Below are 20,682 nucleotides of genomic sequence, written 5' to 3' on the forward strand. Positions count from 1 at the left end.
GTAGATGGAAGTAAGAAAAACGGTAGTAGCGGTGACTTTCACCTAAGTTCCTACCCTTTCCCCGCCTGATCTGCCTTTACCTTTAGAAGTGATAGAAAGGCGGATTTTATAGAAACTGTTGCCGAGCGCCTTGCCCTGTTTGGGATTATCCGAAAGGCTTCCCAGGAGTTCCGTCATATCTTTTTTAAGCGAAGGATATTTTACATCACCAATATGAACATTTTGAAACTGCATTGAGCAAATTTAGCATTTGGAACAATATTTAAAACGAGCCTGGACGGTGATTGAAAAATTATAGCTGATCATTTACCACGTTTGTTCCTACAGGTTAAATATTACTGAAGAATATCCCGGTATCGGGTTCTAAAGGATAGCCGGCATCTCAACTTAGCTTCTTATAATCCTCCTCCGTATCAATATCTATTTCCCCGTTGTGAAAGGGCACACTTGCGACAGATTTGTGGAAATTAGTAAGAAGTTTCTTTGCGCCTTCCTGGCCTTTGAGGTCCATCAGGTGTTTAAAATATCGCCTGTCAAATAGTACAGGCGTTCCTAGCGTGTCCTGGTAGGCGCAGGCAATGATTGCTTTTCCAGATCTGTTCTTCTCTGCAATCATTTGATTAAGTAATTCTGCTGTTACAAATGGTTGATCAGAAACAAGCAATATTACCCCATTGAACAGCGGGTTTGTTTGTAAGATACTGTCAAGCCCTGTACGGATAGAGGATGCGATTCCGGTTCTCCAACCGGAGTTATGAATGACGGGGATGGGGTGGTTACCAACTTCTTGCTTTATCAATTCTGCATATGCACCCGAAACCAGAACAGCAGATTTAACTGCGCTTTCCTGCACCGCACGAAGAACATTCCCGATAAGAGTGGTGCCGAAAAAAGGCAATAGCTGCTTAGGTCTTCCTAATCGGGAAGATTCTCCTGCGGCTAATATAATCGCCCCTATATTACTCATTTTGAAAAGTGAAGTCTTCTTCTTTTTGTGCGGATACCTTAAGTGTTGGCGCGTGAATAGATGTGGTTTTATCGCGCAAATGCTGACAAATCCTGCTGGCAAATATAGTTTTGATCTCTGCGAGCACTGACAATGCAATTTCTTCGGCTGTTTCAGCTCCTATGTCTAAGCCAACGGGACCATAGATCTTTTGATGATCTTCCGGACTTAAACAGTTTCCCTCATTTTCAAACTCGGCGATCATTCGACTTAGTTTGGATTTTGGACCCAGCATGCCAATATATGTGGCGTCTTCCCGAACGAGAAATTTCAGCATCTTTAGGTCATAATTGTAGTTATGGCTCATTAGCACGAAGGCTGTTTGCTGATCGATCTCCAGCTGAGGAACTACTTCTTCGGGCCGAGCAACGAATACCTTGTCGGCCTTTGGAAAGCGTTGCCGGGTAGCATAATTCGGACGGCCATCAATTACGGTTATTTGCCAGCCAAGAAGATGAGCCATCTCTGCTAAGGGAATGGCATCGTTTCCGGCACCTAAGATAACCAGGGAGAGTGCAGGGCTCACAAAATCAAACAATGATGCGAGAATACCATCGTCCAAAGTATAGCTCTTTATTGCGGAAGTTTCTTCCTGGAATGCCTGTGTTGCGTCGGCCAGGACCTGTAGTCTCAGATCCTGGGAGAGTGACAGACATGATTTTGATGCATCATTAAGATGTAATAAGCAGGTCCCCGGTTGTGCATAAAACGGATTATCCAGATTAAACAGGGTAATTATCACGCCTTTTTGTCTCCGGCTGGTTAAAGCTTTTAACAGTTGGATGGGGTTGTTCGGATTAGCGGCTGTAATGGGTTCAAATAAAATATGTACTATCCCATTACAACCTAGTTGTATCCCGAACTTTGCATCATCATCGTCTGTCGTATCGTAGGTCACCAGCTTGTTCTTTCCCTCGTTAATAGCTGAGAGAGCTTTGCGTAAGGCATCGCCCTCGAGGCAGCCGCCGCTAATGGCACCGGTGAGCTTTCCATCTTCGGTAACCAGCATACGGGCCCCCGGTCTGCGGTAGGAAGATCCCTCCACATGCACAACGGTTGCAAGAGCTGTTTTTAGTCCGAGTTGCTGCGCTTTATCAAAGGCCTTGATGATATCTTTGAGCTCCTTCATTAATCAGATAAGTTTATCAGGTGTGATGGGAAGTTCCCGGATACGCTTTCCGGTTGCATTAAATACCGCATTGGCTATTGCCGGAGCCACTCCGATGATTGCTATTTCGCCTAAGCCTTTGGTTCCCATCGGATCTACAATATAGTCGGGCTTATCTGTAAAATAAACTTCCACCTTGGGTACATCGGCATGGACAGGCACGTGATAGTCTGCAAAATCTTTAGTAACATACCTGCCAAAACGATGGTCCATGACAGCGGCCTCCTGAAGAGCCATCCCAATCCCTCCGGTTACACCTCCGATGATCTGATTAGCCGCTGTTTTCTTGTTGATAATGGTTCCTGCATCAATACAACTGACCACTTTGTCTACTTTCACACGTCCGGTAACAGGATGAACCATTACCTTGACAAAGTGAACGGAAAAAGAGTATTTAGAATATTTCGAACCTTCTTCTCCAGGTTTAGAATCCTGAATGATGTCGAGTTCGGTAAGTTTCTGTTTTTTTAGAATGTCAATATATGACATTTTTACGGAAGGCGATTTTGCAAGGGATAGCTCGCCTTTATCGAACAGTACATCTTCCATTTTTACGCCCGTAAACCTTTTTTCGGAGGCGGCAGCCATGGTCAAAAGTTTTTCTTTGATGTGTGTGCAGGCTGCAACTACAGCAGATCCCACTGTCGCCACGATGGCTGAACCTCCCTGATTTGGTGCCTGCGGAAAATCAGAGTTGCCGAGTTGGAAAGTGATCTTTTCGGGAGGAATACCTATATGTTCGGAGGCAATCTGTACCATGGCGGTTCCGGTTCCCGGACCAATATCTGTAACAGCACTTTGGAAGAGGATGGAGCCATTGGCCATCAGCTTAGCCCTCACAGCAGCTGCTCCGCGATGAGCTCCAAAGGTTCCAACTCCCATTCCAAAGCCAATGAGCCACTCTCCTGAACGTACCGTCCCGGGTTTTAACGCACGGTCTTTCCAGCCAATCTTTTCAGCTCCTGTCTGTATACATTCCTTAAGATACTTGGTAGACCAGGGCAGCTTTTTATCGGGGTCTGTGTCTGTATGGTTCATAAGCCTGAATTCCACAGGGTCTATATTCAAGGCAAATGCTATCTCATCCATGGCAGATTCAAGTGCAAAAGCCCCCGTTGCTTCTCCGGGGCCGCGCATCCAGATAGGAGTACTTACATCCAGGGGCAAAAGCCTGTAAACGGTGCTTACATTGGGACTGGTGTACATCATCCTGGTTTGCTGGAGGGTAGACTCTGTAAATTCCTCATAAGACGACGTCTGACCGATAGACTCATGAGTGATTCCCAGAATTTTGCCATCCGGAGAAGCGCCAATACCGATCTTTTGCCAGGTATAAGGACGATAACCTACCATGAAAAACATTTGTTCGCGGGTAAGCATGAGCCTGATAGGCCGGTCTAACATTTTGGCAGCTATGATAGCAGCTGTTTCGTGGGGCCAGTTGTGTAAGCCGTTCCCAAAAGCTCCTCCCACAAACTCGGAGATCACCCTGACGTTTTGCACCGGCAATTTCCATTCCTTAGCAAAGGCCTGCTGGGTAGGTTTTGTGCCCTGAACCTTATCATACACGGTCAATTTGTCCTCAGCTTCCCAAAAAGCTGTAATTGCCTGAAGCTCCATCGGGTTATGCACTTCGGTAGGTTGTATGTATTCCAGTTCCAGTTTAACAGGAGCAGTTTTATATCCATCCTTAACACCACGTGTATAATCCGCTAAAGGAGATTTTGGGTTCTTTTTGGCTTGTGACGGAAGAACCGACTGAGCTTTATTGGTGTCAAAATCGGTCTTGTGCTTATCCTCGTTGTATTGAATCTTTACCAGTCTGGCTGCATACCTGGCTCTCTCCAGTGTATCTGCTACCACCATGGCAACAGGTTGTCCGTTTGAGTAAACCTTGTTGTCGTAGAATGCTCGCAGGGGCTGTCCTCCTGTTGGTGGCTCTGTGGGATGTTCATTATCCGCAAAACCAGGTACTTTTATCGCATTTTCATGCGATATTACCGCCAGTACTCCAGGGGCGCTCAGGGCTGCTTTAGAATCAATGGCTTTTATCCGGCCTTTTGCGATGGTGCTTGAGATTATGACACCATGGACGAGGCCAGGTAAGGCATATTCGGCTGAATATTTAGCCGCACCGGTCACTTTCATTCGGCCATCCACCCGGTTCATCGGATCTCCAATAACTTTATCAAAAATTAGTCTGCTCATTTGGACGTTTTAATTATTATTAGAAATAATGGGTAGCTTGGATCTCCAATAAATTATCAAAAAACAATCTGCTCATCTGAAATAGCTTTTTTCGAATTATGATAATTTGGATGCCGTTTTTAAGGCCTGGACAATCGAATTAGGACCAAGCTTTAGCTTGAAAGCATTGTGCTTAAATGCTTTGGCTCCCTGCATCGCTATTTTGGCGGCCTCTGTAAAATTTGTTTCTGAAACCGCTTTGCCGGCAAGATACTTCTCTGCTTCTGTAAGCCGCCATGGTTTATGCGCCACGCCTCCCATGGCTAAGCGAGCTTCACGGATCACGTTTTTCTCAATATGTAATGCAGCCGCAACTGAAACCAGGGCGAAAGCATATGATGCCCTCTCTCTCACTTTCAGATAATGGGCATATTGAGCGAATGGTGCATCGGGAATATCTACAGCCAGTATCAGTTCTCCGGGCTGTAGGTTTGTATCTGTTTCCGGCCGGTCTCCCGGAAGCCGGTGAAAGTCTGAAAATGGTATACGCCTTTCGCCCTTTGGTCCGGTTACTAAAACTGTAGCGTCCAAAGCCATTAAGGCAACACTCATATCGCTTGGATGTACAGCGATACATTTGTCGCTAAAGCCAAAAATTGCATGCATACGGTTAAAGCCTTCCAGCGCTCCGCATCCTGAACCTGGCTGCCGTTTATTACATGGGAGTGCTGTGTCATAAAAATAATGGCACCGTGTACGCTGCAGCATATTGCCTCCTACAGTGGCCATGTTTCTTATCTGTGCTGATGCGCCTGAATTTAAGGCTTGTACCAGCAGAGGAAGTCTTTTCTGGATCAGACTGTTTTCGGCTACGACACTGTTCAGAGCCAGTGCGCCAATTCTTATAAAGTTTTTTTCGGCTTTGATTTCTTTGAGAGGGAGTCTGTTAATATCGATCAGTCTCTCAGGGCTTACTATCCCTCGTTTCATTAGGTCGGTAAGGTTGGTGCCTCCGGCGATAAACATAGCAGCTTTGTCTTTTCTTATAGCATCTACAGCAGCCTGTTGCTGGTTTACCCGGATATAGGAAAACTGATTCATACCTTTTTTCCTCCTTTTTTCACTTCTGAAATAGCATTTACAATGTTGGGGTAGGCCCCGCATCTGCAAATGTTTCCGCTCATATATTCCCGGATCTCATCTTCTGATTCTGCATGTCCTTCGCGTATACAAGCCACAGCCGACATGATTTGTCCTGGGGTACAATAACCGCATTGAAAGCCGTCGTGCTTAATGAACGCTTCCTGCATAGGATGCAGCGTTTCTCCATCAGCCAGCCCTTCAATTGTCGTTACTTTCTGCCCATCCTGCATTACTGCAAGTGTCAGGCACGACAAGATCCTTTTCCCGTTTACATGAACGGTACAAGCTCCACATTGTCCATAGTCGCAGCCCTTTTTTGTTCCTGTGAGATTAAGTTGCTCACGTAACAAGTCCAGAAGAGTCACCCTGGGTTCAACACTGAGCGATTGCTGCACTCCGTTTATTTCTAGTTGCAGTGATGTTTTTTCTATCGCAGCAGCTAGTTTTTCATCCCAATGTTCATTTGCAGCCTTCAAGGCGATGGATGGGGTGATGCTTAGTCCAGAAAGAAGTGCGGACTGTTTGAGAAAATCTCGCCTGCTATCATCGGGTTGTTTTTTTTCTATGAATGTTCCGGGCAGTTTTTTGTTCATAACATTTCAGGTAGAAGCTTCGAAATACTATGGAATATAATTGTTGTGACGGAAGCTTTGTTTTGGCTATTTGTATTTTTCCGAATGATAGAATCGAATGCCAGAACACTTTTAATTTGAATGACGGGAATATGGTCAGCTCGTTAGGTAAAATCAAATTGTAAGGTATAATTTGCTAAAACGTTTTAATGTGTTAGATTTGTCATTATATTTTTTGCTATATTTCAACTTTCAAAATAATCAATATAAGCCCAATGGAAATTACAAAAATAAAAAGCGTGCCCCAAAGCGAGCAAGTACTAACAGGGGGGACGAAACCAAAATTCACAGAAAAAAAATATCTCACCGTTTTAGTATTTGTGACGTCATTATTTATGTGCTGGGGTGTGGCCATCACAATGGGGGACGTGCTAAACAAACATTTTCAACATACCTTAAGTCTTAGCCGTTCTCAGTCGGCTTTTGTTCAGTTCGCCATCTTTGGCGCTTATTTCGTAATGGGTATTCCTGCCGGGTTATTCATGAAAAAGTTTGGGTATAAGAACGGCGTATTACTGGGTTTGTCTCTTTTCGCCTTGGGATCATTCCTTTTCGTTCCGGCGGCCAATACGGCCTCCTTTACTTTTTTTGGGATCGCTTTGTTTATACTTGGCTGCGGTTTATCTACTTTAGAGACAGTAGCACACCCTTTTGTTGCCTCTCTGGGAGATCAGCGGACAAGCGATCAGCGGGTAAATTTCGCACAGTCATTCAATGCCCTGGGAGCAATAATTGGTCCGGCTGTGGGATCTTATTTTTTACTCAGGAATAACGTGGAAGGAAGTACGGATCTCACTTCAGTAAAAGTATTGTATCTGGTTATTGGGGGTGTTATTGCTTTTATCGCCATTTGTTTTGCATTTGTTAAGGTTCCCGCATTAACAGATCCTCATGTGGTAGACACAAACATCGACAAAGATGCGGTAAATGTTGACCTTGCACCAGGAAAAAAACTGTTTCAGCATTCTCATTTTGTATGGGCGGTTGCCGCTCAATTTTTTAATGTTGCTGCACAAAGTGGAACATGGGCTTTTTTCATCAATTATGGTCATGAAGTGATGGGTTTTGAAGAAGCAACCGCGGGAAATTACATGGTACTTTTTATGGCGATGATGCTTACCGGGCGTTTTGTAGGGACCTTTCTTATGCGAATAATAGCGCCGCATTCGTTGCTGGCTATTTTTGCGCTGGCTAACGTCGTTATGTGTATTATCGTAGCACAGAGCTTTGGTTGGGTGTCCTATGCCGCTTTGTTTGCAATTAATTTCTTCTTCAGCATTATGTTTCCTACCATCTTCAGCCTTGGTCTTAAAAATCTGGGTTCACATACTCAACAAGCCTCTTCTTTCCTTTCAATGGGCGTTGTGGGCGGAGCTGTATTCCCTTTAATTATGGGAGCTGTTGCAGATAATGTAGGTATTGCACAGTCTTACTATTTACCTATTGTATGTTACCTGGTTATATTTTTGTTCGGGTCGAAGTTTTATAGGGTCAGGTAAATCATGTCATACGCAGGCTAGATAAATTTAAAAATATATACAAGTAATATGAGTAATTCAATAGTAATGGGGGTTGATATCGGTGGCTCTCACATTACTGCAGCTTTAGTTGATCTTGATACAAGAAAAGTGATTCAGCACTCATGGATCCGGAAAAGTGTTGATTCTCATGAAGACGCCAGTCGAATAATCAGTTCCTGGGGGGAGGCTATAAAAAAGGCTTTTAGTGCGTTAGAATTCGAGATCACAAAGGTAGGGATAGGGATGCCCGGCCCGTTTGATTATGAGAATGGCATCTGCTTTATAAAGGATCAGGATAAATACGAATCATTGTATGGTCTCAATATTAAAGAACTTCTAGCGGAAGCGCTTGAAGTTAATCCCGACAAGATTCGCTTGATGAACGATGCTGCCTGTTTCCTGCAGGGAGAGGCTTTCGGGGGAGCAGCGAAAGGGTTCTCTAAAATCATTGGGCTTACACTGGGAACGGGATTGGGCTCTTCTATTTATTCTCAAAATACTGCAGTTGATGCTAACTTTTGGAATCTGCCTTTTAAAGATAGTATTGCGGAAGATTATCTGTCGACACGCTGGTTTATTAAGCGGTATCGGGAACTTTCCGGTAAGGTGGTTACAGACGTGAAGTATTTAGCAAAACTTGCCATTTCGGACAATGACGCGTTAACGGTGTTCAACGAATTTGGAACCAATCTGGGTGCATTTCTTAATGAATTTATTGAGCTTGAAAAGCCTGAAGCTATTGTATTGGGAGGGAACATCTCCAATGCATTCAATTTATTTGAGAAAGCTTTAAGAAGCAGTATCAATACAAACTTCCAGCATATTCCCATTTTTCAGGCAAAGCTTGGTGAAGAAGCCGCTTTAATTGGCGCATCGAGCTTATGGTATTTTTCTTCATTTGAAACAGTTTCCGACTGACTCCTTGCTAAAACGATATAGTTCTTGCTTGTTTGTTGGTGTTGCGTGCCATCTAATTCTAGGCAGGGCTGCCCGATGGCAGCCTGCTTTTTTGCTGACACCATTTTGCATTTTTTTTCTTGCTATAAGGTTTTACTTTAAAAAGTATTGATCGTTCGGCTAAAGTTTTTAATTTCGAAGTTCCTGAACGAAGATTCATTTGGGATCTTTTGAATTCAATTATAGACTAGCGTGAAGAAGAAACTCTCAATCGTAGACATCGCCAAACAATTGGAAATATCCACAACCACTGTGTCGTTTATTTTAAATGGTCGGGCAAAGGAGAAGAGGATAAGTGATGAATTGGTAGAGAGAGTTTTGAAGTTTGTAGAAGAAGTAGGGTACAAGCCCAACGTCCTTGCTCGTAGCCTCAGAACAGGGAAATCAAACATTATAGGTCTGCTTGTTGAGAATATAGCAAATCCTTTTTTTGCAAACATTGCCCGGCGAATTGAAGAGAATGCCTATAAAAACGGCTATAAAATTATTTACAGCAGCACAGAAAACGATACCGATAAAACCCGGGAAATACTTCGGATATTTAGAGAGCGGCATGTGGATGGTTATATCATAGCCCCTCCTGAAGGGATAGAAGAAGAACTAACATCGCTCATTAAATCGGGCGCTCCTGTTGTCATGTTCGATCGTTTCCTGCATCAGGTCGCTGGTGCTGACTATGTGGGTATTGATGGTGCCAACAGCATCTATAATGGAATGAAGCACCTGGTGGATAGGGGATATCGTCATATAGCATTTGTTACTTTAGACTCTCTTCAATCACAGATGCAGGAGCGTTTACAAGGGTATGAAAGAGCTATTGGAGAGTTTGATATTAACGAATATATCAAGGAAATTGCTTACAACCAGGCGGAGGAAAGTATTGTCAGGCATATTACATCATTCCTGAAAAGAAAGAAGGAACTGGATGCGGTTATTTTCGCAACGAATTACCTGGGTATAAGCGGGCTTAAGGCCATTAAGTCATTAGAGCTCCGTATACCGGATGATCTTGGAGTACTTGTATTTGACGATCACGATCTGTTTGAACTGCATTCGCCCTCTATCACCAGTATCGGGCAGCCGCTTCAGGATATTTCAGAAAAAGTAATTGCTTTACTGCTCGAAAAGCTGAATAGTTCTCCTCACATAAGAGAACCGGAATATCTGACCCTAAGTACAGCATTGGTAATCAGAGATTCCACAATGGCAAAATCCGGCTCTAAGAGCTGATATAGATCGACATTAACCACTGCAATTAAATATCCAATTGTTTTTCGCTAAATCGTTTTAATGACTAAATTTGATTTAGTGATCGCCAGCTATGTATTCGTGAAAACTAACCAGTTAAATAAAAAGGCAAAAGCTTGTAAGAAGTACTCGCGTATGGGATCCGGATATATATAAGCATTAAATATTTTTTAACGATATGCATTACAAACTCGCTCTGCTCACATTTATTTGGGCATCAGCTTCTGCGGTACAAGCTCCTTCCGTGTTCCCGCATTATACTAAAGAAAAGAAGATAGAAGGCGACAGGGATGAAAAAGTTGGTAGGAGAGAACATTTCATTGCGGACAATATAAGATGGTGGTTTGGAAAGATGGAATTAACGCTGACCTGAATGCGAAGGATTTCAAAATGGAAACACTTGAAGTAAATAAAAAGTCTGTTATAAAAGCAATTCTTAGTAAGGGCGGCGGATGGGTTGCTCATTTGCAAATGATAAGCGGGGCAAACTAATACTGTTCTAAATTCCACCTGCTGGCGGAGATGCTGATCGGCATTTCCGCTCCTTCCCTTTTCTTTTGTCCATTCCGGGAAAATCTTATCTTTGAGGCTGTAATCCCGATTATAAACAGCCCTCATTTTATGAGTTTTATTAAGTTTCTTTAAATTGTATTGATGGCGAGCAGAGAAGACACAGATGATGAGATACTTTTACAGGACCTTAGAAAAGGAGACCGGTCTGCTTTTGAAACCATTTATTTGAAATACTGGGATCAGCTGTATTCTTCTGTATATAAAAGAGTTAAAAGCACGGAGGTGGCACAGGAGATCGTGCAAGATTTTTTTGTCTCTTTATGGGAAAAAAGAACTACGTTTTCTGTTCATACATCTTTCGAAGCTTACATTTTTACGGCGGTGCGCTACCAGGTGTTAAATTACCTGCAGAAGGAAATAACAAGGAACAATTACCGGGCCGGTTTAGATGCTCACGAGGGCTACAGCAACAGTACACTTGATCAGGTTTATATCAATGAACTGAGAAAAGTGATTGAAAACGAAATCGGCCAGCTTCCGGAGAAATGCCAGCATGTCTTCCGGCTGAGCCGGCAAGAGCATTTATCAATCAAAGAAATAGCTGAACGTCTGGACATTTCTACAAAAACGGTGGAAAATCACCTCACCAAAGCTCTTAAAATATTAAGGATCAACCTCAGTGATTATATAGGTGCTGCTATATTGCTAGCGCTCCTGTTTGTGTAGTATTCTTAGAATAGAAGGCAATCTAAAAAATAAAAATTTATTTTAAAACAGAGTAGGTGTTAGAGCGCGCTTAACTGACATGTATATATAAACCCAGATAGAAAACCTTTTTAAGCCTGATGACCGGTAATAAAATTACAGCAGAATTCATACAAAAATACCTTAATGGTACCTGCACACTCGAAGAGAAGGCAAGGGTAATACTTTGGTATAATTCTTTTGATCAGCAAGAGGATATATTGGGGCAGCTTAGCCTTAAAGAGAGGGAACAACTTAAGCTCTCAATGCTCGATAACATCAACAGCCGCATTGATAGCATTTCGCCGGCGAAGGAAAATACAACTTCAGTAAGAACCCTTACTTATTGGATAAGTGGAATAGCAGCTGCTTTATTAATGTTTCTCGGTATTACATTCTATCAGAACCAGGAAGCCCCTGTAATTGCTAATCAAAATATAAAAGAGGCTAAAGTTCTCGTGCTTGAAAATCAAGGTACCACACTGTATAAACGGGAACTGGAAGATGGTACGGTGATCTGGTTAAACCCAGGTGCCAGAATTGAAGTTCCTGAGCATTTTGCTGCAAATAAGCGCGAGGTTTCTATGACAGGTAAAGTTTTCTTTGAGGTTTCTAAAAATCCGAAAAGACCATTTCTGATCTATGCAGGCGGTGTAACAACCAAAGTACTAGGTACAAGCTTCCTGATCAAAGCAGAGAAAGGCAAAGATACAGAAGTGGAGGTGCTTACCGGAAAAGTAGCTGTGGCAGTTTCTGATAAAGAAAATGATAAGGGGGTAATGTTATTGCCTGAACAAAGGGCAGTGTATTCTACTGAAGAACAATCCTTAAAAAAAGATATAACTTCTGCACAGTCGGAAGTAAAGATTTGGAAAAGGCCCAGGCTGTCGTTTGAAAATACGCAGATCAGGGAAGTGCTGAGCGTGTTGGAAGACAATTTCGATATCACCATAAACAGTAATGCGAAGATCAATTCCTGTATTCTTAAGGCTGATTTTACAGATCAGAACCTTGCAGAGATACTGGAAATGCTTTGTAAATCTGTGGATGCCAGTTACCAGATAAACCAGGAAGTAGTAACAATTAATGGAAAGGGATGCAATTAATCAAGCCGATTTAAACCGACGTAAATCAAACGATATGAAATAATAACGATTACAAAAACATCATATTTTCTTAAGAAAGACTAAGGGTGAGTAGTGGCTCCCTTAGTCTTAAAAAACCTTGCTTAGAATACCTTTTTTAAAGGTACAGGCCTTTTTTTGTCTCAATTTTAACCAATAGAAACAATTCAAATATAATGAAATGTAGTTTACAATCCTCTGATTTCAAAAAAATTATGATGATGACCTTTATGCAGATGGTAATGTTTGCAGTACTTACAGGTGTTTCTTTGGCCGCAAATGTTAAAGCTCAGGGCGTGCTTGACCGTACAGTTAACCTCTCCGTAGAGAATGTTAATCTGGATGAGGCGCTTCGCAAACTGGAAAGTTCTACTGATGTGAAGTTTATTTACAGCAAAGACTTCGTGCGGCTGGATGAGAAAGTCTCTTTAAATGCTAAAGGGATTAAACTGGGTACGGTTTTAAAAAATCTGCTGCTCCCTCATGCTATTTCTTTTGAGCCTATCAGCGACCGGATCATATTAACACGATCAAAAAGAGAAGAGGAATCACCTGAAAACATCGTTCCTGCGGAAGAAACAAAGATCCAGGATATAGTTATAACAGGTGTAGTTAAATCTACCTCCGGCGAAACCTTACCAGGTGTGAGCATCAGAGTTAAAAATAAACCAATTGCTACCTTGAGTGACATTGATGGAAAGTACACAATAAAAGTACCTTCGGCTAACGATGTTCTTGTCTTTTCTTACATCGGTTTTGTGACCCAGGAGAAATCTGCAGGAAGTAACAGGGTTCTGAATATCACTCTTGCCGACGATGCTCAAAACCTGAAGGAGGTAGTGGTTACCGTGGGGTACGGTACACAAAAAAAGTCTACGTTAACTGGCGCAATTAGCACTATCAGTAGCAAAGAGATCCTTAAATCACCAAATGGAAACGTCACCAATAGTCTGATCGGCAGGGCTCCAGGAGTAGGAGCTGTTCAACGAAGCGGACAGCCTGGTTCCAATAGCGCTATTATTAATATCCGTGGGGTTGCTACTTACAATAATACAGGTGCCATTGTAATTGTTGATGGAGTAGAGCGGCCAGATTTTGGAGATATTGATCCTAACGAAATAGAGTCGATTAATATCCTAAAAGACGCATCGTCTACTGCGGTGTATGGTATCAGAGGAGCCAATGGGGTAATTGTAGTTACCACTAAATCAGGTAAGGAAAGCAAGCCAAGGGTTAGTTATTCCGGAAACCTGAGCCTGCAATCGTATACCGGCATTCCAAAAGCGCTGGATGCCTATTCAAATGCTTATCTTATTAATGAGGCGAACAGGAACGATGGTCTGTCGCCTACCTGGACGGATGCAGCCTTGCAGAAATTTAAGGATGGTTCAGATCCGATTGGATACCCGAACGTGAACTGGTTTGATTATGTCACCCGTGATTTTTATTCCCAGACGCAGCACAACGTTAACGTTAGTGGCGGTACCAAAGTGATAAAATACTTTGCATCTGTAGGTTACCTTTTTGAAGACGGAATATTTAAGAACTTCGATTCTCCTTATAAGATAAAGTCTACACCTGACTATAACCGCTACAACTTCAGGTCGAACATTGATGTAAAGCTTAGTAAGAACCTTGATGTAGGTGTTAAGCTGGGAGGAAGGTTACAGAAACGATACCAGCCTTCTGGATTAAGATCAGGTTCAGGATCTTTCTCTTACGACAATGTGGAAGCGATGATCTCCCGTGTGTTACAGGTGCCGGCATTCGCTTATCCGGTAACTTTGCCTGATGGACGTATAGCTCAGAACCCAAGTGTGGGAACCAATATCTGGAATCCTTTGGCAGTGATTACCCGTTGGGGAACACGTTATGACGACTTCAACAGCGTCCAAAGTACCTTCAATATAAACTATAAACTGGATGCATTAACCAAAGGATTATCCTTTAAAACAGTATATGCATACGACTCTTATTTTGAAAGCACCACCAGGCGAAACGCGAGCTGGGCTGCATATTCGATAGATCGTGAAACAAAGGAAGTAACCCTTACCGGAGATCGACCACGGGACGAACCATTAAGTGGTTTGGAAAACGTATTTGGCGGAACCATACATTCTAACCTGCAAACCGGCTTTAACTACGACCGGAGCTTTGGCAAACACAGTTTAACAGGGTTGGCACTATTTACCCGCCAGCTGATCAATGTTCAGGGGGGCTCTGCTACGACAGCTCCACCGAAAGCATCGCAGGGCGTAGTTAGCCGCCTTACTTATAATTATGCCGGAAGATACTTTGCGGAATTCAATGCCGCTTATAACGGTTCAGAGAACTTTCCGTCAGGAATGAAGTATGGTTTCTTTCCTGCAGTTTCTGCCGGCTGGACCATCAGCAATGAGAGTTTTCTGAAAAACAGTGAATGGCTAAGCTACCTTAAGGTGAGAGGAAGTTATGGATTGGTAGGCAGCGATGATATCGGTCAGAGATTTTTATATCTCACAAACTATTCCAGGGTTACCGGAAATTTAAACATCAGTACTCCTGCTTACTCGCGTCCCGGCAGAGTAGTGCAGTTTGGTGATCCCAACAGTATCAGGAACCTTCCTGTGGTGTATCTGCCTGATAATGCCATTGGTAACCCGGTGATCACCTGGGAAACCGGTACCAAAAGGAACTTTGGTATAGAGAGTAAATTTTTCAGGGATGCGATCAGTTTGAACCTCGAGTTCTTTGATGAAACCCGGAAAGATATCCTCACTCCCAGACAATCCGGAATGCAAATTCTTGGACAAGGTTATCCTCCTTTGAATATTGGTGAAGTGTATAATAAAGGATTTGAGGCAGAGCTGGATCTGAATAAGCGTTCAGGCGACCTCAGTTATGGCTTGAACACCCAGGTGTCTTTCGCCCGCAACCGCATCATCAGCCGTGACGAACCTATTGGTCGTCCGGACTATCAGAAACAGGAAGGCAAGAGGGTTGGGCAGTTCTTTGGTTATCTCACGAACGGGTTTTACCAGTCGCAGGAGGATATAGACTCTTATGTTCCCAACGAGTTGGGCAACCCCATTCCGGGAGATCTGAAATATGTTGACTATAACCGTGACGGAAGGATCAACAGCGACGACCGGGCTCCGATCGGATATTCACGTACTCCAGAATATATCTTCAGTTTCACTCCGCGGATGGCTTACAAGGGGGTGTCTCTTTCCCTTATGTTCCAGGGAGTTGCGAACGTTAGTTCTGATGTGATCTTATCCGAACAAAATAACGGTCAGCAGATGTATGAGTTTATGCTGAACCGCTGGACTCCGGAGACTGCAGCTACGGCAACCTGGCCGGCTTTACACTCCAGGGGTAACCCGTATATCAGTTACCAGCTGAATGATTTTATCCTTCAGGATGCATCATACATCAAGCTTAGGAACGCGGAGCTCTCCTGGAGCCTTCCGGCAAGATGGCTGAGCCCGCTTAAGATATCATCCCTAAGGGTTTTCTTAACAGGACAGAACCTCATCACATGGACGAAATTTAAAATGTACCTGGATCCGGAGAATATCAACCTGTCAAATACGGATTTCTCTAAACAGTCTATTTATCCAACATCACGTATCTACAACCTTGGTGTAAACCTTCAATTGTAATTCTATGAAAAGATTAACATCTAATATATACGGTATAGCAGCGCTTTTTTTGCTGCTGGTATTGTCTTCATGTAAAAAGGATTTTCTTGACAGGACTCCCGGCGTGGATCTGGACGAAGAGAAGGTTTTCAGTGACGGAGCGCTTGCCGAACAATATGCTGATAATGCGTATAATTTTTTGATCGACGAATATGCACGGTTCAATGCACATCGCGGAACAACATCCCAGGCATCTGACGAAGCAGTATCGGGAAATACGGATATTTCAGTGCGCACCTTAAATCAGGGCTTGTTTCATGATCATTATGAAAGAGGGGGAGCTTCTCTTAACGATATCGGTGATGTGTGGGAACGAGCTTATGGAGGAATCCGGATAACGAATACAGTGCTTGCCAGGATGAACACCATTCCATGGAGTAATGCTACCCAAACGCCGGCTTCAATAGAGGCGCAGATGCGCTTTATCAGGGCATTTCTATACTTCGAACTGATCAAAAGATTTGGAGGCGTACCCATTGTAGATAAACCGGCCAGCATTTTCGATGACGTCGATATTCCCCGGAATACGTACCAGGAGTGCGTTGATTTCATTATTTCCGATCTTGACAAAGCTAGAGAATTGGGCATTCCGGAAGAGTACAATGCTTCTAACTACGGCAGGCCTACCGTGGGAGCTGTGCGTGCCCTTCGTTCGCGGGTACTGTTATATGCAGCCAGCCCTTTGAATAATCCCACAAATGATAAAACAAAGTGGAAACTGGCAGCGGATGCGGCTGATTCGGTGATTAGCAGGAATAATTACAGTTTACAGCCATCATACAGCGATATCATGAATGTAGCTCAGTCCCCTGAATATATCATGATCAAAATTAGAGGTCCGCGTGCGATCGATGGTTTCCTGCTGGATTTTGTAATGTCGCCTGGTTCGGGCGGCGCACAGGGTTCAATGAACCCTACTCAAAACCATGTGGATATGTATGAGATGAAAAATGGGTTGCCTATAACTGATCCGAATTCTGGATATGACCCGCAAAACCCTTATAAAGACCGGGATCCAAGGTTAGAATATAACATACTTTACAATGACGCTTCCTGGCAGGGAAGAAAGATGGGTATGTGGTCGCAGGGGACTGGTGAAACTAGAACGTACGGTGCGGACTTTAGACCAAACAACATCATTTACTCGGCTACCAGGTATTACTGCCGCAAAATGTGGCCGGAAGTCTATGTGAGAAACACGACTCAAAGAGCGCTCTTCAATTTTATCTTCTTCCGGTATGCAGAGATCCTGCTGAATTATGCTGAGGCCCTTAATGAGGCTTCGGATAATCCGGATGACCGCACACTTGCGATTGGCAAGGTCAATGAGATCAGAGCCAGGATCGACGTTAACATGCCTCCTCTTTCCGAAAACCTGAACCAGGATCAGTTACGCGAAGCCATCCGGCATGAAAGAGCGATAGAACTTGCCTTCGAAGACCACCGCTGGTACGATCTGATTCGCTGGAAAATCGCCAAAGAGGTAATCACTAAACCCATGAAAGGCATGGATGTGGTTAAAAATGCCGATGGAACATTCACTTATAACGTGGTGACGCTTCCTGTCAACTACCAGAAAAAGTTTGAGGATCACATGTACCTATACCCGATCCCGAGGAACGAAATATTTAAGAGCAAGGGTGTTTTAACGCAAAATCCTAATTGGTAATTGACACAAATGAATGTTGAGAAATTTTTGAAAGATCTGAAAATGAAGCTTATAAATATCCGATATATCACCAGCTTAATATTATGCCTTCTATCCGCAGGTAAAACAATGGCACAGTCGGAAGAGACTACTGTTAGTGGCATTGTAGTCAATACTGCTGGTCAGCCGCTAGAAGGTGTAAGTGTACTGGTTCAGGAAAAGACACAGGGTATATTTACCGATAAGGAAGGACGATTCAATGTAACTACTACCGGAAACGACAGGGTGATCCTGAAGAAAGCCGGTTATAATACCAGTTACCTTGCATCCTTTGAAATTAAACCTGAGAACCCTCTGGTACTTAAAGAAAGCCTGGTTGGTGCCGGCGATGATGATAATGTGTATATCCCCTTTGGGATACGAAAAAATAGGGAAGTTACGGCTACCATAAGTACGGTTACAGAGAACGATCTTCCCCAGTTGCCATTGTCTACCCTCAACAATGCCCTTACCGGTCGTCTTCCCGGCTTACATATCCAGCAAACCGGTAACCGCCCTGGAACGGATGATGCCAGTTTCCTGATCAGAGGACGCTCCTCTTATAATAGTTCTCAGGCTCCCCTGGTACTGGTAGACGGGGTAGCACGCGATTTTATGGATATGGACCTGAATGAGATTGAGAGCATCAGTGTGCTTAAAGACGCCGGATCTCTTTCCTGGTATGGTATGAACGGAGCAAACGGGGTGGTCTACGTGACTACCAAACGCGGCAGCGCCAGTTCAACCAAGGTAACTTTTGACGCTCAGGGTGGGGTACAGGTTCCGGTAACGCTGGCTAATCCCTTAAATTCTTATGCTTATGCCTTTTTGTTCAACGAGGCCAGGCAGAACGACGGACAAGCCCCTTTGTACAATCAGGAAAGCTTGGTGGGTTATTACAATGGTACCGATCGTTACGCTTATCCGGACAATAACTTTCCTGAACAGTTTTTAAAGAAAGCTTCGCCGGTACAGCGTTATGTAGCGAGTATCAGTGGTGGAAATGCCTTTGCACGCTATTTTACCCTTCTTAGTTTTTATGACCAGGACGGTTTGTATAAAGGAGGCAATAATGAGAACTATAATTCGAACACCAATTTCCGCCGTTACAACTTCCGGACCAACCTGGATCTGCATGTCAACAAGACGCTGGATGTTTCACTCGATGTGGGTGGGCGGGTAAATAACCTCAGGTATCCCCGGGATGGAAATACAAATTTTCTGAACGCAGTACTCTCAACTCCTTCTAATGCCTTTTCTGTAATGAATGAAGACGGTTCTTACGGGGGAAGCAATTACTTCAGAAACAATCCTTTAGCTATGCTGGAGGCACGCGGAAATATTACAGACGTATACCGTACTCTGCTGGCTACTGTCAATGTGAGGCAAAAGCTTGATGCCTTAACAAAAGGCCTCTCGTTAAACCTATTCTATACTTATGATATGACCGGACTCTATACTTCGGGTTTTAACCAGAATTATGAGATCTATGAGCGGCAGGCAGCAGGTGTATTTAAACGTTATGGCAATCAGGCTCCTGTAAACTATGCTGCCAGTTCATTCAGCGGAAATGTGCGCAACAATGAGTTCTGGGGCGGTGTGGATTACGACAGGGAGCTGGGAAAACATGGCTTTAAATTTTCCAGCAGGTTCCAGAGAGCTGTTTCTGCATCGTCCTCAAGGCTGGATGATCACCGGGAAAGTATAGCGAACAGGCTTTCCTATAATTTTAATCAGCGCTATTTTGCAGATGTTATTGCCACTTATGCAGGTTCGCAAAACTTTATAAAAGACAAAAGATATGGCTGGTTCCCTGCGGTTTCTGCTGGATGGATCGTGTCTGAAGAACGTTTGCTTAAACCACTGAAGTTCCTCGATTATCTTAAACTCAGAGGATCGTATGGCTTAGTTGGGAATGACGGGATCAATGCCTCCAGACGCTTTGCTTTCAGTAACTATTTCACCCGTGGCGGCACTCAGTATTTCTTTGGCACGGGATACAGCAATGTGCCCAATACCTCAGAGCTAGATCTGGCTAATCCTGATCTTACCTGGGAGAAAGCAAGAAAAGCTAGTGCTGGTTTTGATGCCCGCTTTTTCAAACAATCCTTTTCGCTTACTGCGGATTATTTCCATGAACGGAGAACTGATCTGTTAACTGCAGATCTTTCTCCCGCTATTATTGGCCAGACATTGGTTCAGATCAATGCCGGTGAAGCCGAGTACCAGGGTGTTGAAGGCTCTTTGAGCTATAATAAAACCCTTAATAAGGTGTCTTTCGGCCTGCATGCTAACTATACCTATGTAAAAAGCAAGATCCTGTCTTTAAATGAGGAAGCAGGTCTGCCTGATTACCAGCGCCAGATCGGGTTTCCGATAGGTGGTGTAGAGACCAGCAGCGGCGTAGTGAGGAGATTCCTGATCTCAGAGGGACTGTTCCAAAATGAAGAAGAAATTGCTGCAGCGCCTGTACAACGTTTCTCAGGAAACGTCAGGCCGGGAGATATTCGCTATAAAGATGTGAACAACGATGGCCTGATCGATAATCTTGATTTTATATCGACCGATTACTCGGATATCCCCTCTTCCTATTTTGGTTTTGGAGGTTCCGCCAGGTATGCCGGTTTCGATATGTCTTTCCTGTTCCAGGGTGTAACCGGTCGTACTATTCAGATCAGCTCCCTGGTTAATGCCGGTACATCTTCAAGTGGTTATATCAACCAGTTCAGCGCTTATCGCTGGACTCCTGCAACTGCTGAAGCTGCGCAATATCCGCGATTGACCATCAACGACCGTGCTAATAATATCGTTAACTCTGACTATTGGCTCCGCTCTGGCGATTTCCTGAAATTGAAGCATGTAGAGCTGGGCTATACTCTGCCTGCCGGAGCTATCAAAAGACTGAAGCTGGCTACCTGTCGCTTTTATGTCAGCGGATTCAACCTATTGACTTTCGACAAACTTAAAGATCTTCCGATCGATCCGGAGATGCCTGATGCAGGTTTTAACTCATCTTATCCTTATCTGGCAACGTTCGCCTTAGGCATGAACCTTAAATTTTAAAAGAGGA

The 20,682-nt window shown here is 43.6% G+C and carries 16 protein-coding genes; 10 read left to right on the plus strand and 6 right to left on the minus strand.

Going from position 1 to position 20,682, the window contains the following annotated elements; genetic code table 11:
* Window positions 1-42: 42 nt before the first annotated feature.
* From J3P37_RS11840 to J3P37_RS11865, 6 genes are all read right to left on the minus strand, one after another.
* Window positions 43-234, minus strand: a complete 192-nt coding sequence (locus J3P37_RS11840) for a hypothetical protein (RefSeq protein ID WP_256011373.1) — start codon at window positions 232-234, stop codon at window positions 43-45.
* A 148-nt stretch (window positions 235-382) separates the two neighbouring features.
* Window positions 383-967, minus strand: coding sequence for a nucleotidyltransferase family protein (locus J3P37_RS11845; RefSeq protein ID WP_256011374.1), 585 nt, complete (start codon window positions 965-967; stop codon window positions 383-385).
* Entirely contained in the window at window positions 960-2,135 is a 1,176-nt protein-coding gene (locus J3P37_RS11850) for an XdhC family protein (RefSeq protein ID WP_256011375.1), read from the minus strand. The genes J3P37_RS11845 and J3P37_RS11850 overlap by 8 nt, the downstream gene beginning before the upstream one ends.
* A gap of 3 nt (window positions 2,136-2,138) precedes the next feature.
* Complete coding sequence (locus J3P37_RS11855; RefSeq protein WP_256011376.1) at window positions 2,139-4,382, minus strand: xanthine dehydrogenase family protein molybdopterin-binding subunit; 2,244 nt, start codon at window positions 4,380-4,382, stop codon at window positions 2,139-2,141.
* 96 nt (window positions 4,383-4,478) lie between these two features.
* A complete protein-coding gene (locus J3P37_RS11860; protein WP_256011377.1) occupies window positions 4,479-5,462 on the minus strand; it encodes an FAD binding domain-containing protein in 984 nt (327 codons plus the stop codon).
* Window positions 5,459-6,097, minus strand: coding sequence for a (2Fe-2S)-binding protein (locus J3P37_RS11865; RefSeq protein WP_256011378.1), 639 nt, complete (start codon window positions 6,095-6,097; stop codon window positions 5,459-5,461). Before J3P37_RS11865 ends, J3P37_RS11860 begins: the two co-directional genes overlap by 4 nt.
* A 254-nt stretch (window positions 6,098-6,351) precedes the next feature.
* Here J3P37_RS11865 and J3P37_RS11870 point away from each other — a divergent pair, with 254 nt between their 5' ends.
* The 10 genes from J3P37_RS11870 to J3P37_RS11910 all read left to right on the plus strand — a co-directional run bounded on the left by J3P37_RS11870 (window position 6,352) and on the right by J3P37_RS11910 (window position 20,675).
* The gene (locus J3P37_RS11870; RefSeq protein WP_256011379.1) at window positions 6,352-7,635 is read left to right on the plus strand and encodes a sugar MFS transporter; all 1,284 of its coding nucleotides are present in this window, start codon (window positions 6,352-6,354) and stop codon (window positions 7,633-7,635) included.
* Window positions 7,636-7,683: 48 nt separating this feature from the next.
* Entirely contained in the window at window positions 7,684-8,574 is an 891-nt protein-coding gene (locus J3P37_RS11875) for an ROK family protein (RefSeq protein WP_256011380.1), read from the plus strand.
* Window positions 8,575-8,805: 231 nt separating this feature from the next.
* Window positions 8,806-9,843 carry a LacI family DNA-binding transcriptional regulator gene (locus J3P37_RS11880; RefSeq protein WP_256011382.1) on the plus strand — a complete coding sequence of 346 codons (1,038 nt, stop codon included), beginning with the start codon at window positions 8,806-8,808 and terminating at the stop codon, window positions 9,841-9,843.
* A 196-nt stretch (window positions 9,844-10,039) separates the two neighbouring features.
* Window positions 10,040-10,234, plus strand: a complete 195-nt coding sequence (locus J3P37_RS11885) for a hypothetical protein (protein WP_256011383.1) — start codon at window positions 10,040-10,042, stop codon at window positions 10,232-10,234.
* A complete protein-coding gene (locus tag J3P37_RS23120) occupies window positions 10,198-10,353 on the plus strand; it encodes a glycoside hydrolase family 97 C-terminal domain-containing protein (RefSeq protein WP_369414075.1) in 156 nt (51 codons plus the stop codon). Before J3P37_RS11885 ends, J3P37_RS23120 begins: the two co-directional genes overlap by 37 nt.
* 162 nt (window positions 10,354-10,515) lie before the next feature.
* Window positions 10,516-11,100, plus strand: coding sequence for an RNA polymerase sigma-70 factor (locus J3P37_RS11890; RefSeq protein ID WP_256011384.1), 585 nt, complete (start codon window positions 10,516-10,518; stop codon window positions 11,098-11,100).
* 119 nt (window positions 11,101-11,219) lie between these two features.
* Complete coding sequence (locus J3P37_RS11895) at window positions 11,220-12,224, plus strand: FecR family protein (RefSeq protein WP_256011385.1); 1,005 nt, start codon at window positions 11,220-11,222, stop codon at window positions 12,222-12,224.
* Between the two features lie 194 nt (window positions 12,225-12,418).
* Window positions 12,419-15,886 carry a SusC/RagA family TonB-linked outer membrane protein gene (locus J3P37_RS11900; RefSeq protein WP_256011386.1) on the plus strand — a complete coding sequence of 1,156 codons (3,468 nt, stop codon included), beginning with the start codon at window positions 12,419-12,421 and terminating at the stop codon, window positions 15,884-15,886.
* Window positions 15,887-15,890: 4 nt separating this feature from the next.
* The gene (locus J3P37_RS11905; protein WP_256011388.1) at window positions 15,891-17,594 is read left to right on the plus strand and encodes a RagB/SusD family nutrient uptake outer membrane protein; all 1,704 of its coding nucleotides are present in this window, start codon (window positions 15,891-15,893) and stop codon (window positions 17,592-17,594) included.
* Window positions 17,595-17,636: 42 nt separating this feature from the next.
* A complete protein-coding gene (locus J3P37_RS11910) occupies window positions 17,637-20,675 on the plus strand; it encodes a SusC/RagA family TonB-linked outer membrane protein (protein WP_256011389.1) in 3,039 nt (1,012 codons plus the stop codon).
* The last annotated feature ends 7 nt before the right edge of the window (window positions 20,676-20,682 follow it).

The organism is Desertivirga xinjiangensis, assembly GCF_024436435.1.
Lineage (GTDB): Bacteria > Bacteroidota > Bacteroidia > Sphingobacteriales > Sphingobacteriaceae > Desertivirga > Desertivirga xinjiangensis.